Source organism: Halobellus sp. EA9, assembly GCF_051195055.1.
GTDB lineage: Archaea > Halobacteriota > Halobacteria > Halobacteriales > Haloferacaceae > Haloquadratum > Haloquadratum rubicundus.
On sequence record NZ_JBNTJW010000003.1, the window covers coordinates 80,347 to 99,265 of the forward strand.

Genomic DNA, 18,919 nt, shown 5'->3' on the forward strand with positions numbered 1-18,919 from the left:
AGCGCATTTATCCCGCGGGCGAGTGCTTCCGAGCGATGCGGGAGGACGCGTGATGCGGGAAGACGAGCTCGCGACGGCCGTGGTCGAGCACTTCGAGGCCGCCTTTGACGACGCCGAGATCAGCCTCGAAGAGCCCTACGACCACTACGGCAACCGCGGGGCCGTCGACGTGTACGTCCGCACGGCGCCGCCCGAGCGCGTGTCCTATCTCGTCGAACTGAAGGCCGACCCCGCGGTGCGGATGGCCTCGGGCGCGAACGAGATCCTCCGGCAGTACCGGCGGATGGAGCGGTACTTCTACGCCGACGACGCCCACGACCTCCGGACGCGGCTCGCCCGCGACGGGCCCGGCGTCCACCTGCTCCTGCTCTTCGCGCCGACCCGGAAGTGCGTCGAACACGTCTTCGAACACCGGCGCCTCTACGGCTCGGTCGATCCCGACCTGACGATCGACGGCGTCGACGCCGAGCGCAAGGTCGCCTTCCTGGTCAATCTCGACGACGCGGCCTCGGGCGGGCTCGGCTTCCTCTCGGTCAACGGCGAAGTCGGCGTCGACTCCCCCGCGTTTCTGAAGGCGGTCCCCGACGGGTCCCAGCTGGCGGCGGCGATCCGGGAGGCCGACATCGACCTCGAAGGCGCCGACGGGGGATCCGAGACGTCCTGACGCCGCTACCAGGCCCGCTCCAGGATGGCGACGATGGCTTCGGGAGTGGGATCGAGGCCGTCCGGCGCGACCGCCAGCAGGTCGTCGTCGTGAATCGCGGCCGCGACGTCGGGAAAGTCGGACTGATCGACCCCGTCGATGTCGCGGAGGCGGTTCGGGAGCCCCAGGTCGTCGCGGACGCCCGCGACGGCCTGGATGACCGCGCCGGCGGTCGCCTCCGGACCGCCGGTTGCGTCGACGCCGAGCGCCTCCGCCAGCAGGTCCCGGCGGCCGTCGATCTCGCTGAATAGGTAGCGGAGGACGTGCGGCGCGACGACACCGTGGATCGTGCCCTGGTGGACGTCGTACCCGTGGGAGAAGCCGTGGCCGAAGGCGTGGATGATCGACGCGCGGTAGCCCTCGCGCCCCGCGAGCCCGTACTGGACGGCGACGATCCCCGAGAGCACCTCCCGGAGCCGCGCCTCGTTCATCGGCTCGGCGCGGAGCGTCCCCAGCCCCGACCGGAGTAGTCGAAGCCCGCGAGCGGCCGTGCCGTCCGTGATCGGCGTCGCGAGCGGCGAGTAGAGCGCCTCGATTCCCTTGTCGAAGCCGTTCATCGCCGACGCGGTGAGGACCGAGGTGGGCGTCGTCCGATACAGGTCGGAATCGTAGAACAGCGCCTCCGGCATCAGGCGCGGATCCGAGACGCCGCCGCTCGGCGGGCCCTCGCCGGAGGACCCGGCGTCCGCTCCGTCCAGTTCGGTGCCGCGGTCGAGCGTGAGCGTCACGCCCGCCAGGTCCGAGAGGTCGGCGCCGGCCAGCGTAGTCGGCACGGCGACGACCGGGAGCGGCTCGCCCCCGTCCGAGACCGATAGCTCTCCCGTCTCGACCGCGCGTTCGGCCGTCGCCCGGGCGTCGTCGCCGTGTGACGACAGCGCGCCGAGGACCTTCGCGACGTCGAGGGTGCTCCCGCCGCCGACCGCGACGACGACGTCGACGTCGTGAGCGCGGGCCGTCTCCAGCCCTGCGAGCGCCGTTCCCAGGGTCTTCTCGGGCGTCGTCTCGGGGAACTCCGCGACCAGTCGGTCGCCGAGCCCCTCGCGGATCGGATCCACGACGGCGTCGGTCCGACCGACGGTCCTCCCGCTCACGAGCATCGCGCGGTCGCACCCCAGGCGGTCGAGTTCGTCGCCGAGGCGCGCGACGCAGCCCGCGCCGACGCGGATCGCGCCGGGGCGGAAGTCGAAGGTGAAGCCCTCGGTGGGTGTCATAGCAGCCTCTATGCCGGGATCCCCCAAAGGCCTACTCCCGCCACGGCGGCAGAATCCCACGGGCGAAAGTTTATGTCCGAACCCGGGACCAGGGCGCGCGTGCGGTGACCATCGCCCCGCGCCGTCCGCGGTTGTCCGGCACAACGACGCGGGGGCAGTTCGAGTGCCGGCTGTCCGCCCCTACTCCGCCGCTTCGAGCGCCGCGATCGCCTCGTCGAACGCCTCCCGCGCGAGGTCGTCCGCGTCCTCGCCCGGGTGCGCCTCGCGGACCGCGGCCAGCGCTTCCGGATCGCCCAGCTGTCCGAGGACGTCCGCCGCCCACGACGGATAGCCGTTGCCGCGGCCGCGGTCGAGCAGGTCACAGAGCTCGTCTCGGAGCCACTCGCGGGACACCAGCCCCGGCGAGTCCGCCTCCGCCAGCCCGACGACGAAAAGCAGGTACCGTGAGACGTTCCGATCGCTCCGGAGTCGCGTCGCCATCTCCTCGACGTGCGGAACGAAGAGCGACGGCTCCCGCTGCGCCACGCGAGCGAGCGCGTCGGTCGCGTAGACGGTCGCTCTGACGTGCGGCGAGCCCATCCACACCGCCGGCGCGGGGATCCCCTCGAAGTCGTCCGGATACGACGCGGCCGCCGAGAGCAGCGCCTCGACGTAGGGCGCGAAGAGCGCCGGCCGGTCGTAGAGGTGTTGCAGCGCCTTCGCGGCCGTCGATCGAGCCTCGCCGTCGTCCACGGAGAGCAGCGCGACGATCTGCGCCATCTCGTCGCGGGAGACGTCACCGGGGTCGCTCTCGGCCGCATCGAGCAGGTCTGACGCCATCGACCGCCGGTCGTCGACGCCGTCGGGGACGGACACCTCCGACGGCGACGGAGCAGTCTCCTCCTCGCGGGCGACGGACTGATCTCGGGCCGAATCGGATCCCTCCCCCGTCATCGTCCGAGATCCAGCGTCAGGTCGTGGGAGTCGATGATCGCGCGGTAGACCGCACGCTTGTCCATTCCCGTCTCGGCACAGAGGCGATCGATCTCCCTCCGCGTGAACTCGGGGCCGAGTTCGCGCAGGACCTGATGGAACGACGCCGAGTAGCGGGGCCGCCGGTCGTCGGTGCGCGCGATCAGCCCCGCGTCGACGAGCTCGTCGAGCACCATCTCGAAGTCGGGCTCGGTCGCCGGCGCGTCCGAGCGCACGCCGTACTCGTCGTGGCTCTCGAACTGGTAGAAGTGGTCCGCCGCCGAGCGGAGCGGCTCGTCGTCCTCCCCGAGGAACTCGTACACTTGGACGTGGGTGTCTTCGAGGGCCTCCGGGTCCGGGACCGGGAGGTCCGCCTCGAAGCGCCACAACAGCCCCTCGATCAGCTCGGGTTCGAGGTCGTATTCGTCGATCAGTTCCCGTGTGCGGTCGGTCACACGCCCACCTGGAACGGCGACACAATAAAAATACGGAGCAGACCGGCGGGACGGGAGACCGAACCGCGTAAGTTCCCGAACCGACTCGGAGCGGGTATGGAGGTCCTCGGCCGCCTGCTCGGACTCCTCGTGCTCTTGTTCGCCGGGACGGGTCTCCGTCGGGTCGGGGTCCTGGGTCCCACGCGCACCAAGCGGCTCAACGACCTCACGTACTACGTCGCGCTCCCGGCGCTCGTCTTCGTCTCGACGTACGACCGGGCGATCGGGGACCTGCTCACGCCGGCGCTCGTCGCCGGCTCCCTGGCGGTGCTCATCGGGACCGCCGGCGTCGCGTGGCTGCTCCACCGGAACCGCGTCGATCGGGACCGCCGGGGCGTCGCGATCGTCCAGTCCTACCACTCGAATCTGGGCTATCTCGGCCTGCCGCTCATCGCCGCGACGTTCAGCGGCGACGTCACCGCGGTCGCGAGCGTCGTCCTCGGCGTCGTCTCGCTGACGCAGGTCCCGCTGACGATCGCCGTCCTGACGGGGATCAACGGGGCCGGGGCGTCGATCGGCGACGAGCTGACGGAGTTGGTCCGGAGCCCGGTGTTGCTGACGCTCGTGCTCGGGCTGACGGTCGGCTCGGTCGGCGTCTCGGTGCCGGGGCCGCTGACCGTCGGCCTCGACGCGCTCGGGTCCCTGGCGCTCCCGCTCGCGTTGCTGTGCGTCGGCGCGTCGCTCCAGTTCGAGCTCCCCGACGGCGACCTCGGAACGAGCGCGGCGGTCGTCGCCCTGAAGATGGCGTGGATGCCGGCGCTGGCCTGGGCCGTGTTTTCCACGCTGGATGTCGGCGCCGCCGCGTTCACCGCCGCGGTCGTGATGCTCGGGATGCCGACGGCCGTCTCGACGTACGTGTTCGCGAACGAACTCGGCGGCGACCCCGAGTTCGCCTCGCTGAACGTCTTCCTGACCACTCTCGCCTCGGTCGGGACGCTCTTCGTGCTCATTCAGACCGTCGGGTGAGCCCGACGAGCCGGCCTCATAGTGATTACTCTCGTCGCTTCCCGCCGAACGCCGTCACTGGGGGTGGCGGGGGTAAACAGTGAGAGTACTCACTATCAGTCGTCGCCCCGCGGGAGTCGCCCGGAGACGGCGAGGTAGTCGCGGGCGAACACCGCGAGAGACGGCGCGAGCACGAGCGCCGCCAGCGGTCGGATCGCCGACAGGGACAGGACCGGCGCGAGGGCGAACGCGATGAACGCCATCTGGAGGCCGGCGAGCGGTCGCCGCAGGCGGCTCGGCGGGAGGTCGTAGACGGGCTTTCCGCGGCGCCGACGGAGGCCGCGGCCCAGTTTGAACAAGTAGCGCGCCGCCGAGAGCGACAGGTACCAGACCGGGAGCTGTCCCCAGAGGACGGCGACGACGGGCGCGAGGAGGAAGCCGGTGGTGTCGATCGCGAGGTCCAGTTTCGCTCCGAGCTCCGTCGTGCGGCCGCGACGGCGCGCCAGGAATCCGTCGACGGCGTCCAGCGCACACCCAGCGCCGTAGAGGATCGCCGGCGCCCACGCGACCGCGGGCGTCGGCGCGAGCAGTCCGAAGCCCGCGACGCCGGCGAACAGCGCGCCGCGGACGAGCGTCACGAGGTTCGGAAGCCCGAGCGACGCGTACGCGGCGGCGGTCGGCGCGGCGGCCTCGGCGGAGCGTTCCGGGCGATTCGCGTCCAGCCGGCGATACGTGAACGTCGCCTCGAACGCGAGGACGGCGAGGGCCGCCGCGAGCCAGCGGACGGTGGGCGACCGCGGCAGCACGCCGAAGTCGATCCCGATCGGGTCGGTCGGAGCGAGCGCGGGGCCGAGAGCGGCGGCGCCGCCCAGGGTCGAGAGCGCGAGGACGGCGACCGCGGCGACCCACTCGCGCCGGAGAGCCCGCGGCACTCGGTCGGCGGCGGTCACCGTTCGAACCCCGGGTCGGCGAGCGTCGCCAGCCGCTCGCGGTCCGCGTCGGTGAGGCGGAGTCGCACGGCCGCGAGGTTGTCGACGACGTGGTCGGGATCGTTGCTGGCCGGGATGGGCACGACGCCGCGGTCGACGTGGAACGCGAGCGCCGCGGCGGCCGGCGAGGCCTCGTGCGCGTCGGCGACGGCCGCCAGCGCGGGCTCGTCGAGCAGGCCCGGCGCCGACAGCGGCGAGTGCGCGAGCACGCGAATCCCCCGGGCGTGGCACGCCTCGATCAGTTCGGTCCGGGGGAGATAGGGATGGGACTCGATCTGCACGATCGCGGGCGGCACGCGCGCCGATTCGAGGATCGTCTCCAGGTCCGAGAGCGAGACGTTGCAGACGCCCAGCGTCCGCGTCAGCCCGCGGTCGACGAGCCGCTCCATCCGCGCCCACGTCTCGGCGAGCGGCACGTCGACGGCGTCGGGACCGCCGTCGGCGTCGGTCGGGAAGGTGAGCGCCTCCTGCTCGTCCGGCGGATGCTCGGCGAGCGCCCGGAGCGGACCCTGATAGCGCCAGGCGTCGGGCCAGTGGAGCAGGTACGAATCGAGGGCGTCGACGCCGAGTTCCGCGAGTGTGCCCTCGCAGGCCTCGGCGACGTGCTCGTGGTTCGTGTTCCAGACCTTGCCGAGCAGGAAGAGTCCCTCGCGGTCCGGCGCGCCGGGCGAATCGAGCAGGTCGCCGATCCGGGCCTCGTTGCCGTAGAGCTCCGCGGAGTCGAGGAGTCTGTAGCCGGCGTCCAGCGCCGTCGCGATCGAGTCGATGCGGTCGACGTAGTCGCCGCCGCGGTAGCGCGAGCAGCCGAAGCCGATCGGCGGGAGCCGGAGCGCCGCGTCGCGGTCGGGGGAACCGACTCCGCGAGCGACCGACTCTGCGGATCGATCGGCGTCTTCGAGCGGACGGACGGGCGGCGGCGAGCGCTCGGTCTCCAGCGCGGCCCGCGTCGAGTCGTCGGGATCGACGCCGACTGAGTCGCCCGTCTCTGCGGCGCGCTCGATCGCGTTACAGACGCCGACGACGTGGGCGGCGCGTCGCGCGCCCGCGGTCGTCGGCCCGTCGGCCGCGACGCGCGCTGCGAGCCGTTCCGGCCCGGCGAGGTAGGCGCGTTGGCGTCGCGGGGCCGGATGGGGCGCCGAGACGTAGGGCCTGCCGGCGCCGCCGACGGCGACGGTGTCGCGGTCGGCCGCGAGCGCGCCGCTGTCCGCGAGGTAGAGCGAGCCGTCGTCGCCGTGGAGTTCGAGGCTGTTGAACTCCCGACTCCGGTGGGGCGCATAGAGGCTCGCGGTCAGCCGGACGACGGGGCCGGACTCGAAGGCGAGCGTCGCCTCGACGTGCGCGGGACGCTCGGGCCGCCGGTCCTCGCGCGCGGTCCAGACGTCGAGCGCGTCCGCAGTTCGAACGCGATCGACCGGGCCGAACCACGTGACAAGGAGGTTCAGCGGGTACACGGCGCCGTCGTACAGCGGACCGACCGCGAGAAACGACTCCGGCGAGTCGTGCCACTCGGTCACGCGGCCAACGTGAGCGTGGGCGTAGCCGAGCCGGATCGGTCCGAGGCGGCCGTCGCCGAGGAGCCACCGCGCGTGTCGTTGGGCGTCGCAGCGGTGATTGATCGGCGCACAGCCGAGCGCGAGACCGCGTCGCTCGGCCGTCTCGACGAGGGCGAGCGCGCGGTCGGCGTCCAGGGCCAGCGGCTTCTCGCTGAAGACGTGCCGATCGCGAGAGAGGCACGCCTCGGTGACGTCCGCGTGGGCGGCGTGGCTCGTGAGATTCGCGACGAGCGGCGCTGATTCGGCGTCCAGCAGCGATTCGAGGTCGCCGTACGCGGTCGCGCCGTGGGCGTCGGCGAGCTCTTCGGCGCGAGCGACGTCGAGGTCACAGACGGCGGTCAGTTCGAGCGGGGACGCGTCGAGACCGGCGGCGTACTTCTCGGCCACCGCGCCCGCGCCGACGAACGCGCACTCCATCGGCGGCCGTTCGGACGGGGGCGACAAAAACGCGTGGGCGGATTCGGTCCGCTGGGAGACCAACAGTAATCACGCGGCCGACCCAACGGGCGGTATGGCGCGCGTGGCCGTCCTCCACAACACCCTCGACCTCCAGGGCGGCGCCGACGTGGTCTGTCTGTCGACCTGCGCGGCGCTCCAGGACGACCACGACGTGACGCTGTACACGCTGTCGACGACCGATCCGGCGGCGCTGGCCGAGCGGTTCGACGTCGGTCTCGATCCCGCGGGGCTTTCGGTCCGGTCGCCGCGGGGCGCAAGCGCGGTCGCGCGAGCGCTCTCCGCGGCGACGCCCGTGTTCGGACCGCAACTCCCCTTCCGGACCGTCCTCGTCCGTGCGATCTTCGAACGCGAGGCCGACCGCTACGACCTGGCGGTGAGCACCGCGAACGAGGTATCGCTGTCGATGCACTCGGTCCAGTACGTCCACTATCCGCAGTTCCGTGGGCACCGATCGGGCGAGACCGACGGAGACGGCGACGCCGGCAGACTGAACCGCCTGTGGAGTCGGCTGGCGGCCCCGACCGACGGGGATCTGAAATCGACGACGCTGCTTGCGAACTCCGCGTGGACCGCGGGCGTCGTCGAGCGGCGCTACGGCGTCGAAGCGACCGTCGTCCACCCGCCGGTCGCGCCGATCGATGGCGGCCGCCCGTGGCAGGAGCGGGAGAACGGCATCGTCGTGGTGGGGCGACTCGCGCCGGACAAGCGGATCCTCGATGCGGTCGAGGTCGTCGACGGCCTCCGAGAGCGGGGCCACGACGTCCACCTCCACTTGGTCGGCGCCGCGCCGCCGGCGTACCGACAGTACGTCCGAAGGGTCGAGGCGGCGGCCGGGGAGCGCTCGTACGTCGCCGTCGAGACCGACGTCCCGCGATCGCGGATCGAGGAGTTGCTCCGGACGCACCGCTACGGCCTGAACTGCAAGCCCGACGAGCACTTCGGGCTCTCGGTGGCCGAATACGTCGCGGGCGGGATGATCGCGTTCGCGCCCGACGGCGGGGGTCAGCGCGACGTCCTCGACGGTCGCGACGACCGGCTGTTCGCCGGGACGAGCGAGGCGATCGATCTCGTTTCGACCGCCATCGAGGAGGGGCATCGACCGCGACTCGCCACCGACCGATTCGCCCCGGAGCGCTTCCGGGACGCGCTCAGCAGCGCCGTCGAGCGGGCACTACATTGAAGTCGAACTGTGTCTATTGCGAACGTATGGCAACGAGCACGTCGACCGGCGGAACCCTCCGAACGGAGTCGCTCTCGGGACTGCACTGGCTCGGCATCGCGCTGGCGGCCATCACCGGCTTGCTGCACCTCGCACTGGGAGTCAGCTTCGTCTCCGGGTCGCTCGGGAGCGGGCTGGGCTGGGCGTTCATCGTCGCCGGCGTCGGCTTCCTCGGCGGGATCGCCGCGATCCTCCTGGACTACCGACGGCGACTCGTGTACCTCCTGGGGATTCCGTTTACGGCCGGACAGATCGTGATCTGGTACTTCGTCAACGCGCCGGACTTCTCGCCGCCGGGGATCGGGGATAAAATCGTCCAGGTGCTGTTCGTGGCCGTGCTGATCGTCCTCTATCGGCGATCGTAGGCGTCCGTCGGGCGGTCGCTATTCGATGTGGCCTTCTTGCCGGAGTTGGTCTGCGTCCTGCTCCGAGTAGCGCCACTCGATGTTGGCCTTCTCGTCCTGCCAGTCCCACGGCTCGACGAGGACGACGTCGCCCTCGTTGATCCAGGTGCGGTACTTCATTCGGCCGGGGATCCGGCCCATACGGTTTTTGCCGTCCGCACAGCGGACGCGTACGTGGTTGCCACCGTTGTGTTCCGTGACAGTGGCGAACAGCTCGTCTCCGTTGGGCATTCGAAGGTTTCGACGCCCTGTTTCCTCAGTCACAATTATAGTATGTCGGGAAGACGGATAAAGTACCGGGTCCGACGCGTGTAGCGGTATCGCGTGACTTGGTACCACGTGTTATACATAGTGCAATTTCATCTGTATTTTACATATATACTTCTTATATGTATTCGAGCTTCGCCGAGTATCTCCTCCGCAACACAATTCCTAAGCCTGTTTGCAATAATGTATGAATATGTTTCAAATGTACAAGACAACGCGGGCGTATCACGCGAGTATCCCTCAATGATGACAGGGGAGTCGGCGGACAAATCGAGCGAGGAAAGAAACACAGACCCGTCAGCGGAAGAGGCGACCGACGCAAGCCCGTACGTCGGAACCGGCCTGCTGGACGAGGCGATGGGGCCGAGTTCGGCGATGGCGCACCTGTACCGCGGCGAGATTCACCGGATGAAACTCTGGCGCGAGCGTCTGGACAAGACGACGAACTGGGCCGTCGTCGTGATCGCGGCGATCGTCACCTGGGCCTTCTCTAGCCCCGACAATCCGCACTACATCATCCTCATCGGCGTGGCCACGCTCGTCGTCTTCCTGCTGATCGAAGCGCGTCGCTACCGGGGGTACGACATCTGGCGGACGCGTGTGCGCACGATACAGGAGAACGTCTGGGCCTACGGCCTGGATCCGGACGGCGGACTCGCCGACGAAGCGTGGCGGCAGCACCTCGGCGAAGACTACCGAACGCCGACGGTAAAGATCACCGCCGAGGAGGCGGTCGCCCACCGACTGCGACGGGTCTACCTCCCGCTGTTTGTGGTGTTGCTCGCGGCCTGGCTGGTCCGCATCACGGTGTTCTCACCGCGGGACTGGATCGGGGCCGCCGCCGTCGGGATGGTCCCCGGCGCCGTCGTCGTCGGGGTTGTCGCCGCCTGCTACGTCGTGGGCGCGGTCGTCGCGCTTCGCCCGCGGACCTGGCACGCGGAGGCCGAACTCCGGACCGAGGACCTGCGGAAACGGCGGTGACCGACGTCGTCCGATGGGGATCGAATCCGAGCGTCGTCGCGGGAGTACCCTCGTCGGCGGTCGCAGTTGGTGAGACGCTTTCCCGGTCGGATGTGCCCGCCGCAAGAAATTGTTTTCCGAAACCGAAAGAGTGCTTGGCTACAACCGAGACGTTGTTTTTGACTTAGACAATTTTATCAAGATGAAAGAAGCACCTATGGGTGTATGACCTGGTCAAATCAGGACTGGTGGCCGAATCTGTTGCGGCTGGATATTCTCGACGACAACGCCGCAGACCTCAATCCGTACGGCGAGGACTTCGACTACGCCGAGGAGTTCCAGAAGCTCGACCTCGAGGAGGTGAAGGCCGACATCCAGGAAGTGATGATGTCGCCCCAGGAGTGGTGGCCGGCCGACTACGGCACCTACGGGCCGCTCTTCATCCGGATGGCCTGGCACAGCGCCGGGACGTATCGAACCCTCGACGGCCGGGCCGGTGCGTCCGGCGCCCTCCAGCGCCTCCCGCCGGAGAGCAGTTGGCCGGACAACGTGAACCTCGACAAGGCCCGCCGCCTGCTGCAGCCGGTCAAGCAGAAGTACGGACGGAAGCTCTCGTGGGCCGACCTGATCGTGCTCGCCGGGAACGTCGCCCTGGAGACGATGGGCTTCGAGACGTTCGGCTTCGCCGGCGGTCGCGAAGACGAGTACAAGTCCAACGAGGCCACCGAGTGGGGTCCCGAGACCGAGTTGGAGACGACCTCCCCCGAGCGCTTCAAGGACGGCGAGGTCGGCGATCTCAAGGACCCGCTCGCGAACACCGTGATGGGCCTCATCTACGTGAACCCCGAAGGCCCCTACGGCGAGCCCGATCTCGAAGGGTCGGCGGCGAACATCCGCGAGGAGTTCTCCCGGATGGCGATGAACGACGAGGAGACGGTCGCACTCATCGCCGGCGGCCACACCTTCGGGAAGGTCCACGGCGCCGACGACGAGACGGAAGTCGGCCCCGAGCCCGAGGCGGCGCCCATCGAACAGCAGGGCCTCGGCTGGGACCACGACTTCGAGAAGGCCGGGATGATCACGAGCGGTATCGAGGGGCCGTGGAACGCGACGCCGACCCAGTGGGACACGGGCTACGTCGACAACCTCCTCGAGTACGAGTGGGAGCCACACAAGGGCCCCGGCGGCGCGTGGCAGTGGCGCCCCGCCAGCGAGGAAGAGCGCGAGGACATCGAGAAGGCGCCGTCCGCACAGGACTTCGACGAGTCCGCAGACCCGATGATGCTGACGACGGACGTCGCCCTGAAGCACGACGAGGACTACCGCGAGGTCCTCGAACGCTTCCAGGAGAACCCCGAGGAGTTCCAGCAGGCGTTCGCGAAGGCCTGGTACAAGCTCCTCCACCGCGACATAGGTCCGAAAGAGCGGCTCCTCGGTCCCGAGGTCCCGGACGACACCTTCGTCTGGCAGGATCCGATCCCCGACGCCGACTACGACCTGATCGGCGACGAGGAGGCCGCCGAGCTCAAAGCGGAGATCCTCGATTCGGACCTCTCCGTCTCGCAGCTCGCCAAGACCGCGTGGGCGTCGGCGTCGACCTACCGCGACAGCGACAAGCGCGGCGGCGCGAACGGCGCTCGCATCCGCCTCGAACCCCAGCGGAGCTGGGAGGTCAACGAGCCCGCGGAGCTCGAAACCGTCCTGGAGACCTACGAGGAGATCCAGGCGGCGTTCAACGACTCCCGCTCCGACGACATCCGCGTCTCGCTCGCGGACCTGATCGTCCTGGGCGGCAACGCGGCGGTCGAGCAGGCCGCAGCCGACGCCGGCTACGACGTCGAAGTGCCGTTCGAGCCGGGGCGCACGGACGCCACCCAAGAGCAGACCGACGTCGAGTCCTTCGAGGTCCTCGAACCGAAGGTCGACGGCTTCCGGAACTACCTCGGTAACGCCGCCGAACTGGACGACCTCTACGACACGCCCGAAGAGCGGCTGGTCGACAAGGCGGAACTGCTCAATCTGTCGGTGTCCGAGATGACGGTCCTGGTCGGCGGGATGCGCGCGCTCGGTGCCACCTACGGCGACTCCGACCGCGGCGTCTTCACCGACGAGCCGGGGACGCTCACCAACGACTTCTTCGTGAATCTGCTCGATATGGATTACGAGTGGGAGTCGGTCTCGGAGAACGACGAGGTCTTCGAGGTCCGCGACCGCGAGACCGGCGAGGTCGAGTGGGAGGCGACCCGCTTCGATCTCATCTTCGGCTCGAACGCCCGGCTCCGCGCGATCGCCGACGTCTACGGCGCCGAGGACGGCGAAGAAGAGTTCGTCGAGGACTTCGTCGAGGCCTGGAGCAAAGTGATGCAGCTCGACCGCTTCGACCTGGAGTAACGCCGCTCCCGGCGGTCCGTACGGATTTTTTCGTCCCAGTCGTTGAACGAGCCGCGGCTCCCCGAAGAGGCCGGGACCGTCGCTCCCGGAACAGCGAAAAACGTTTATAGACACTATCGGCAAGGTAGAGACGAACGATTTCGTCCGCCCGGGCGCGTCGGCGTCGCCGACGGCGACCCACCAGGGCGATCCCGACGGTACGGGCCACTGATTTTGGTGGTACCTGCCCACGGCTTTCCAGATATGTATGACCACTAACGACACCACGGACCCGCTCGAAACGGTCAGCGAACGGCTCGAAGAGGAGATCCCCGACGACCTCGTCGTCTCTCGGGTGGCCTACGAGGGGCCGGAACTGGTCATCTACACCGAGACGCCGCGGAAGTTCGCCGAGCGCGACGGGCTGATCCGACAGCTCGCCAGCACGCTGCGCAAGCGGATCACGGTGCGGCCGGCCGCGGGGACGCAGCTGGACCCCGCCGAGGCGAAGCCGAAGATCCTCGAACTGATCCCCGAGGAGGCCGGGATCACGAACCTCCAGTTCTACCCCGCGACCGGGGAGGTGCTGATCGAAGCCGAAAAGCCCGGCCTCGCCATCGGACGCCGCGCGAGCACGCTCCGGGAGATCACCCAGGAGGTCGGCTGGACGCCCGAGGTGCTCCGGACGCCGCCGATGGAGTCCTCGACGGTCGAGAACGTCCGCAACTTCCTGATGCAGGAACGGGACGACCGCCGGGACTTCCTCGAACGCGTCGGCCAGCGGATCCACCGCGAGCCCGACACAGAGACCGACTGGGTCCGCGTGACCACCCTCGGTTGCTGCCGGGAAGTCGGCCGCGCGAGCTTCGTCCTCAGCACGCCGAACACGCGCGTACTCGTCGACTGCGGCGACAAGCCCGGCGCCGAGGGCGAGGTCCCGTACCTCCAGGTCCCCGAGGCGAACCCGATCGCCGACCTCGACGCGGTGGTCCTCACTCACGCGCACCTCGACCACTCCGCGTTGCTGCCGCTCCTGTTCAAGTACGGGTACGACGGCCCAGTCTACACGACCGAGCCGACCCGCGACCTGATGGGGCTGCTGCAACTGGACTACATCGACGTCGCGGCCAAGGAGGGTCGGACGCCGCCCTACGACTCCGAGATGGTCCGCGAGGAGCTCAAGCACACGATCACGCTCGACTACGGCGACGTCACGGACATCGCGCCCGACATCAAGCTCACGTTCCACAACGCGGGCCACATCCTCGGATCGGCCGTCTCGCACTTCCACATCGGCGATGGCTTCCACAACGTCGTCTTCTCGGGCGACGTCCACTACACCGACACGCGACTGTTCAACGGCGCCTCGAACGACTTCCCGCGCGTGGAGACGCTGGTGATGGAGTCGACCTACGGCCAGCGCGACGACTACCAGACCGACCAGGAGGACTCCGAGCGCAAGCTGATCCAACTGATCAAGGAGACCCACGACCGCGGCGGGAAGGTCGTGATCCCGGCGTTCGCGGTCGGGCGCTCCCAGGAGCTGATGCTCGTCCTCGAAGAGGCGATGCGCGAGGGCGACCTCCCGACCGTGCCGATCTACCTCGACGGGATGATCCGCGAGGCCACGGCGATCCACACGGCGTACCCGGAGTTCCTCCGGGACGGCCTCCGCGATCGGATCCTCCACGAGGACGAAAACCCATTCCTGGCAGAGCAGTTCCAGCAGGTCGACGGCGGCCAGGAGATGCGCGAGGAGGTCGCGGGCGGCGACCCCTGTATCATCCTCTCGACGTCCGGGATGGTCACCGGCGGCCCGATCATGTCCTGGCTCGAACTCCTCGGAGCGGACGCGGCGAACCGGCTCATCTTCGTCGGCTACCAGGCCCAGGGGACGCTCGGCCGCCGCATCCAGAGCGGGCGCCGGGAGATCCCGTTCAGCGACCGGGGCGGCCGCAGCGAACAGCTGACGCTCCGGCTCGACGTCGAGTCCGTCAGCGGCTTCTCCGGTCACGCCGACCGGAGCGGCCTGGAGAACTTCGTCGGGACGATGAACCCCCGTCCCGAAGAGGTGCTCTGCGTCCACGGCGACGAGGCCGCAACCGATCAGCTCTCCTCGGGGCTCTACCAGAAGTACGACCTCCGGACGTACGCCCCGCGGAACCTCGAGACGTTCCGGTTCGACTGATAGCGATTACTCTCACCGTTTACCGCCGACCGCACCCCTCGGTGACGGCGTTCGGCCGGAAGAGACGGGAGTAATCGCTATGAACGGCGGGCGAGGCCTCCGAAGTCGCCGCGAAAACGGGAAGAAAGACCGGACCGGGAGCGTCAGTCCCGTTCAGCCTTCGACGGCCAGTTCGGCGTCCTGGGGCTGATCGTACTTCTCTTCGAACTCGCTGATGAGCTGGCCCATCTTCGCGTACCAGTCGTTGAGCATCCGCTGCATACTGTCGGCGATCCGCTCGGCGTCGGTCGGCGAGTAGACGTGGTAGTAGCCGCCCTGCTCGTAGTTCACCTGCTCCTTCTGGATGAACCCCGCCTTGAGCAGGCGCTGGATCGAGCGGTAGGCCGTCGAGCGCTCGCGGTCGACGATCTCGGCGATCTCGTCGACCGTCAGCGGCTCGTCGGCCTGCACCAGGACTTGGAAACACTGCTTGTCGAGTTGCTTGAGCCCGTGAAAACACTCCAGGAGACCTTCGCACTCCATATCCCGCTGGAGTTGCTCGGACATCGAGTCTGGCATTTTATCTGCCGAACCGTACGGACTGTTGGCTTATAAGGCTTGTTCAGACACTTCACAATTCTGTGGAACGACCCCGCGTGCCTGCCCGCGAGCGGCGATTCGGGAACGAGGCCGGAGCGCGGGAGCGGGGATCGACCGCGGTTCGATCCGACCCGTCGCCGCGTCCTTTGATAGTGATTACTCTCGTTTCTTACCGCCGAACGCCGTTACCGGGGGTGGCGTTCGGCGGTAAACAGTGAGAGTAATCACTATGAGTCGATGGCGGCGGGGGTTCCGAGCCGGCATCTGATCGGGGCGTGCGAAATCGACACGCTCGGCGAGTCAGTAGTCGTGATCTGTCGTGTAATGATTCCGAACGATACGAGAGAGATACCGGCGATGATTCCCCTCTCATCGAACCGAATCTATCCGACCTGCCCGCGCCCGAACGCTCGCACGTCGTCCGATTCCGGCGCCGGATAGCACGCATAACTTATCTCAAACCATACGTGGGATACCCGGATATAGTATTGTGCGTCGAACCCAATACCGTTAAGTGAACGCGTCGGCTACGGTTCGCTGCGCAGAAATCCATGAAGTTCACAAGATCGCACGCAGGTGGTTTCGATGTTCGGGCTTGAGAGCGTCGCCGGTCCGTTCGGGGCGGCGCTCCTGATCGGCGTCGTACTCGTCGAGGCGCTGCTGCTGTACGTCGGGTACGGATTGCTGGAGGGCGCGTTGGGGCCGACGATCGCCCGCGCCATCCGGGGTGACTGACCGATGGAGATACTCGGCGTCGCCGCGGGTCTGTTGGCGATGTTCGCGGGGTTCGGCGTCCTGATCGGTCTGCTCTTCGGCTTCTTCGGGATGGGCGGGTCGTTCCTCGTCACCCCGGCGCTGCTCGTGATGGGGTATCGGACCGACGTCGCGGTCGCCTCGGGGCTGGCCTTTGTCTTCGGGACGTCCGTGATCGCGACGCTGAAACACCGCGACCTGGGGCAGGTCGACTACAAACTCGGCGCGCTGATGATCGCCGGGACGACCGCCGGCATCGAGGTCGGAAAGATCGGGCTGCACTGGCTCCAGGACCTCGGGCTGGCGAACACGGTCGTCAGCGTCGCCTACGTGGCGCTCCTCGGCGGGATCGGCGTGTTCATCACCTACAACGCGCTGCGGGGCGACGGCGACGGCGGCGTCAGCCACGACGCCGAGATGGACGCCGAGGAGGCCGCCGAGGACATCCCCGAGATCGCGAAGAAGATCCAGTCCTACCGGGTGCCGCCGATGATGTCGATCAAGGGCGGCCTCCGCGTCTCGCTGTGGATGATCCTCGGCGTCGCGTTCGCGACGGGGCTTTTGTCGGGGTTCCTCGGCGTCGGCGGCGGCTTCATCCGGATGCCCGCGCTGTTCTACCTGATCGGCGTCCCGGTGCCGGTCGCGGTCGGGACCGACCTGTTCGAGATCGTCTTCTCGGGCGGGATCGGGAGCTTCCTCTACGCGATGGACGGCGCGGTCGACCTCGCGATCGTCGTCCCACTCTTGGCGGGGAGCGCGCTCGGGGCCCGCCTCGGCGCCGCCGCCACGAGCCTCGTCGACGAGGACGACATCAAGGTCTACTTCGGCGTGATGCTCCTGCTCGGGTCGGTCGCCGTCGCAGTCCGCGAGGTGGGAGGGATAGTCGAGATGCCCGTGCTCAACGCGGTCTCGCTCGCGATCATCGTCGGCGCGGCGGTGCTCGTGAGCAGCGCCGTCGTCGTCAGTGCGATCCGCGAACTCCGCGCGACGGAGCCCTCGGGCGCGGCGCGGTCTGCCGACTGACCGGCGAAGGGATCGACGGGGGCGGAAAAGAGAACTGCGAAAGTCACGGTCCGGACGGACCGATCCGGAGAGTTACTTGTTGTACGATTCGGGGATCAGCACGACGCCGTGGCGGCCGACGAACCGGCTGACCACGTCGCCGATCCGGTCGTAGACCGCGGAGATCGACGTCCCGGGGAGGTAGAAGTCGGTCTCTGTCGTTCCGTTCGGTTTGGGTTTGCTTACTGTCGCCATCGTGTATTCCGTTACGTACCGCACCCCTATGAGACTTAGTTAGGACTCGTTCGGGTATTTTTATTCTTCATCCATAATTTGTAGCCTTTTTTGATTTTAGTATAGAAATGGCGTCTCCGACGGTCCATATCTATAATTCATGAATGACCACTCAGCCGGAGAGCACCTCGACGAGGTTCCCCTCCGGGTCCCGCACGAAGAAGATCGTCGTGCCGGACTCTGTGGTCTGGGGGTCGCTTACGGTCTCGACGTCGTCCGGCAGGGACTCGTAGCACGCCTCGACGTCGTCGACCACGAGGCCGACGTGCGCGGCCCCGGCGGTGTCGATCCGCGGCTCCCCCTCCGGCTCGCCGGTCGAGTCGTAGGAGACGAGTTCGAGGCGGGCACCGCCGGCGTCGAGGTGTGCGAAGTCCGCGCGCGCACCGTCGACGCCGACGCCCGTGGCGAAGGCGTCGCCGCCGACCGAAAAGCGCGAGAGGACCTCCAGGTCGAAGGTGTCGCGGTAGAACGCGAGGGCGCGGTCGAGGTCCGAGACGGTCAGGCCGACGTGGTGGGCGGTGGGCTCCATACCGGCGTTCGAGCGCCCGCTCCCAAAGCACCACCGGACGCCGGCCGCGAGCGGGTCCGCGAGGGACGTCTTACGGGAGGTCGACGGCGACGCCCGATCGCTCGCTCGCGGCCGCGACGGTGTTGTAGAGCAGCATCGCGACGGTCATCGGGCCGACGCCGCCCGGCACGGGCGTGATCGCGCTGGCCTTCTCCTTGGCGCTATCGAAGTCAACGTCGCCGACGAGACGCGGCCCCCGCTCGGTCGCGGACACGCGGTTGATCCCGACGTCGACGATGACCACGCCCTCGGCGAGCATCTCGCCGTCGATCAGTTCGGGCTCTCCCGCGGCCGCGATTAGAATGTCCGCCGTCCGGGTCTTCGCCGCGAGGTCCTGCGTTCGTGAGTGACAGACGGTCACAGTCGCGTCGCCGCCGGGCGCGCGCCGGAGCAGGAGGTTCGCCGTCGGCCGCCCGACGACGTTCGAGCGGCCGACGACGACCGCGTCCTTGCCGGCCGGGTCGACGTCGTACGCCCGGAGGAGCTTCTGGATCCCGTGGGGCGTGCAGGGCCGGTACCGCGGCTCGCCGGCGACGAGGCGGCCGACGTTCTCGGGGTGGAAGGCGTCGACGTCCTTCTCGGGGCGGATCCGCCGGAAGACCTCGCGCTCGTCGACGTGGTCCGGCAGCGGGAGCTGCACGAGGACGCCGTCGACCGCGTCGTCGTCGTTCAGTCGGTCGATGCGGTCGAAGAGCGCCGCGGCCGACGCGCCGGAGTCGATCTCGTGGTGGTCGCTTTCGATCCCCAGCTCCGCGCACGCCTGCCGCTTCATCGTGACGTAGGTCTTGCTCGCGCCGTCGTCGGCCATCCGGACCGTCGCCAGTCGCGGCGTGACTCCGGCCCCGTCCAACGTGGCGACGCAGTTCCCGAGGGCCCCCCTGACCCGCTCGCTGACTTCGGTCCCGTCGATCGTGATCGCCTCTGATTCCTGTTGCATCGTTCGGAGTCGCCGTCGCTCCCTCGTCGCTTCGCCGTGTACCCGACACGGGAGGCTCTGTCGGTCCAAAGAG

The 18,919-nt window shown here is 68.6% G+C and carries 19 protein-coding genes; 9 read left to right on the forward strand and 10 right to left on the reverse strand.

Annotated features, from left to right (window positions below; all coding sequences use genetic code 11):
• Positions 1 to 52 precede the first annotated feature (52 nt).
• Positions 53 to 664, forward strand: coding sequence for a hypothetical protein (locus tag ACQUQ0_RS05165; protein ID WP_435183604.1), 612 nt, complete (start codon positions 53 to 55; stop codon positions 662 to 664).
• 5 nt (positions 665 to 669) lie between these two features.
• Here ACQUQ0_RS05165 and ACQUQ0_RS05170 read toward each other — a convergent pair whose 3' ends face one another.
• The 3 genes from ACQUQ0_RS05170 to ACQUQ0_RS05180 form a co-directional block, all read right to left on the reverse strand.
• Positions 670 to 1,914 carry an iron-containing alcohol dehydrogenase family protein gene (locus ACQUQ0_RS05170; RefSeq protein ID WP_435183606.1) on the reverse strand — a complete coding sequence of 415 codons (1,245 nt, stop codon included), beginning with the start codon at positions 1,912 to 1,914 and terminating at the stop codon, positions 670 to 672.
• Positions 1,915 to 2,094: 180 nt separating this feature from the next.
• Complete coding sequence (locus ACQUQ0_RS05175) at positions 2,095 to 2,847, reverse strand: hypothetical protein (RefSeq protein WP_435183607.1); 753 nt, start codon at positions 2,845 to 2,847, stop codon at positions 2,095 to 2,097.
• Entirely contained in the window at positions 2,844 to 3,320 is a 477-nt protein-coding gene (locus ACQUQ0_RS05180) for a hypothetical protein (RefSeq protein WP_435183609.1), read from the reverse strand. Before ACQUQ0_RS05180 ends, ACQUQ0_RS05175 begins: the two co-directional genes overlap by 4 nt.
• Before the next feature lie 96 nt (positions 3,321 to 3,416).
• On the opposite strand from ACQUQ0_RS05180, the gene ACQUQ0_RS05185 reads away from it, so the two are divergent.
• Complete coding sequence (locus ACQUQ0_RS05185) at positions 3,417 to 4,325, forward strand: AEC family transporter (RefSeq protein WP_435183610.1); 909 nt, start codon at positions 3,417 to 3,419, stop codon at positions 4,323 to 4,325.
• Between the two features lie 95 nt (positions 4,326 to 4,420).
• Here the strand turns inward: ACQUQ0_RS05185 and ACQUQ0_RS05190 are convergent, their stop codons facing one another.
• Together ACQUQ0_RS05190 and ACQUQ0_RS05195 are read right to left on the reverse strand one after the other, a co-directional pair.
• Entirely contained in the window at positions 4,421 to 5,254 is an 834-nt protein-coding gene (locus ACQUQ0_RS05190; protein ID WP_435183612.1) for a CDP-alcohol phosphatidyltransferase family protein, read from the reverse strand.
• Positions 5,251 to 7,263, reverse strand: coding sequence for an aldo/keto reductase (locus tag ACQUQ0_RS05195; protein ID WP_435183613.1), 2,013 nt, complete (start codon positions 7,261 to 7,263; stop codon positions 5,251 to 5,253). The genes ACQUQ0_RS05190 and ACQUQ0_RS05195 overlap by 4 nt, the downstream gene beginning before the upstream one ends.
• 94 nt (positions 7,264 to 7,357) lie before the next feature.
• Between ACQUQ0_RS05195 and ACQUQ0_RS05200 the strand changes: the two genes are divergently transcribed.
• Positions 7,358 to 8,485 carry a glycosyltransferase family 4 protein gene (locus ACQUQ0_RS05200; protein WP_435183614.1) on the forward strand — a complete coding sequence of 376 codons (1,128 nt, stop codon included), beginning with the start codon at positions 7,358 to 7,360 and terminating at the stop codon, positions 8,483 to 8,485.
• Positions 8,486 to 8,511: 26 nt separating this feature from the next.
• The gene (locus tag ACQUQ0_RS05205) at positions 8,512 to 8,889 is read left to right on the forward strand and encodes a DUF7475 family protein (RefSeq protein WP_435183615.1); all 378 of its coding nucleotides are present in this window, start codon (positions 8,512 to 8,514) and stop codon (positions 8,887 to 8,889) included.
• 18 nt (positions 8,890 to 8,907) lie between these two features.
• On the opposite strand, the gene ACQUQ0_RS05210 is transcribed toward ACQUQ0_RS05205, so the two are convergent.
• Entirely contained in the window at positions 8,908 to 9,192 is a 285-nt protein-coding gene (locus tag ACQUQ0_RS05210) for a translation initiation factor eIF-1A (RefSeq protein ID WP_372390036.1), read from the reverse strand.
• Between the two features lie 249 nt (positions 9,193 to 9,441).
• Here ACQUQ0_RS05210 and ACQUQ0_RS05215 point away from each other — a divergent pair, with 249 nt between their 5' ends.
• The 3 genes from ACQUQ0_RS05215 (at position 9,442) to ACQUQ0_RS05225 (ending at position 14,713) form a co-directional block, all read left to right on the forward strand.
• On the forward strand, positions 9,442 to 10,176 hold the full coding sequence (locus tag ACQUQ0_RS05215) for a DUF2270 domain-containing protein (protein WP_435183616.1): 735 nt from the start codon (positions 9,442 to 9,444) through the stop codon (positions 10,174 to 10,176).
• 204 nt (positions 10,177 to 10,380) lie between these two features.
• Positions 10,381 to 12,546 (forward strand): catalase/peroxidase HPI, encoded by a 2,166-nt coding sequence (gene katG / locus ACQUQ0_RS05220; RefSeq protein WP_435183617.1) that lies wholly within the window; start codon positions 10,381 to 10,383, stop codon positions 12,544 to 12,546.
• Between the two features lie 247 nt (positions 12,547 to 12,793).
• Positions 12,794 to 14,713 carry a beta-CASP ribonuclease aCPSF1 gene (locus tag ACQUQ0_RS05225; RefSeq protein ID WP_435183618.1) on the forward strand — a complete coding sequence of 640 codons (1,920 nt, stop codon included), beginning with the start codon at positions 12,794 to 12,796 and terminating at the stop codon, positions 14,711 to 14,713.
• A gap of 153 nt (positions 14,714 to 14,866) precedes the next feature.
• Here ACQUQ0_RS05225 and ACQUQ0_RS05230 read toward each other — a convergent pair whose 3' ends face one another.
• Positions 14,867 to 15,271, reverse strand: a complete 405-nt coding sequence (locus tag ACQUQ0_RS05230; protein ID WP_372390044.1) for a helix-turn-helix domain-containing protein — start codon at positions 15,269 to 15,271, stop codon at positions 14,867 to 14,869.
• Between the two features lie 606 nt (positions 15,272 to 15,877).
• On the opposite strand from ACQUQ0_RS05230, the gene ACQUQ0_RS05235 reads away from it, so the two are divergent.
• Together ACQUQ0_RS05235 and ACQUQ0_RS05240 are read left to right on the forward strand one after the other, a co-directional pair.
• On the forward strand, positions 15,878 to 16,027 hold the full coding sequence (locus ACQUQ0_RS05235) for a DUF7512 family protein (RefSeq protein ID WP_435183619.1): 150 nt from the start codon (positions 15,878 to 15,880) through the stop codon (positions 16,025 to 16,027).
• A 3-nt stretch (positions 16,028 to 16,030) separates the two neighbouring features.
• Positions 16,031 to 17,068, forward strand: a complete 1,038-nt coding sequence (locus tag ACQUQ0_RS05240) for a sulfite exporter TauE/SafE family protein (protein WP_435183621.1) — start codon at positions 16,031 to 16,033, stop codon at positions 17,066 to 17,068.
• Positions 17,069 to 17,140: 72 nt separating this feature from the next.
• On the opposite strand, the gene ACQUQ0_RS05245 is transcribed toward ACQUQ0_RS05240, so the two are convergent.
• The 3 genes from ACQUQ0_RS05245 to ACQUQ0_RS05255 all read right to left on the reverse strand — a co-directional run bounded on the left by ACQUQ0_RS05245 (position 17,141) and on the right by ACQUQ0_RS05255 (position 18,846).
• On the reverse strand, positions 17,141 to 17,302 hold the full coding sequence (locus ACQUQ0_RS05245; protein WP_435183623.1) for a hypothetical protein: 162 nt from the start codon (positions 17,300 to 17,302) through the stop codon (positions 17,141 to 17,143).
• A 151-nt stretch (positions 17,303 to 17,453) separates the two neighbouring features.
• Positions 17,454 to 17,870 carry a VOC family protein gene (locus ACQUQ0_RS05250; RefSeq protein WP_435183625.1) on the reverse strand — a complete coding sequence of 139 codons (417 nt, stop codon included), beginning with the start codon at positions 17,868 to 17,870 and terminating at the stop codon, positions 17,454 to 17,456.
• Between the two features lie 70 nt (positions 17,871 to 17,940).
• Entirely contained in the window at positions 17,941 to 18,846 is a 906-nt protein-coding gene (locus ACQUQ0_RS05255) for a bifunctional 5,10-methylenetetrahydrofolate dehydrogenase/5,10-methenyltetrahydrofolate cyclohydrolase (RefSeq protein WP_435183627.1), read from the reverse strand.
• Between the last annotated feature and the right edge of the window lie 73 nt (positions 18,847 to 18,919).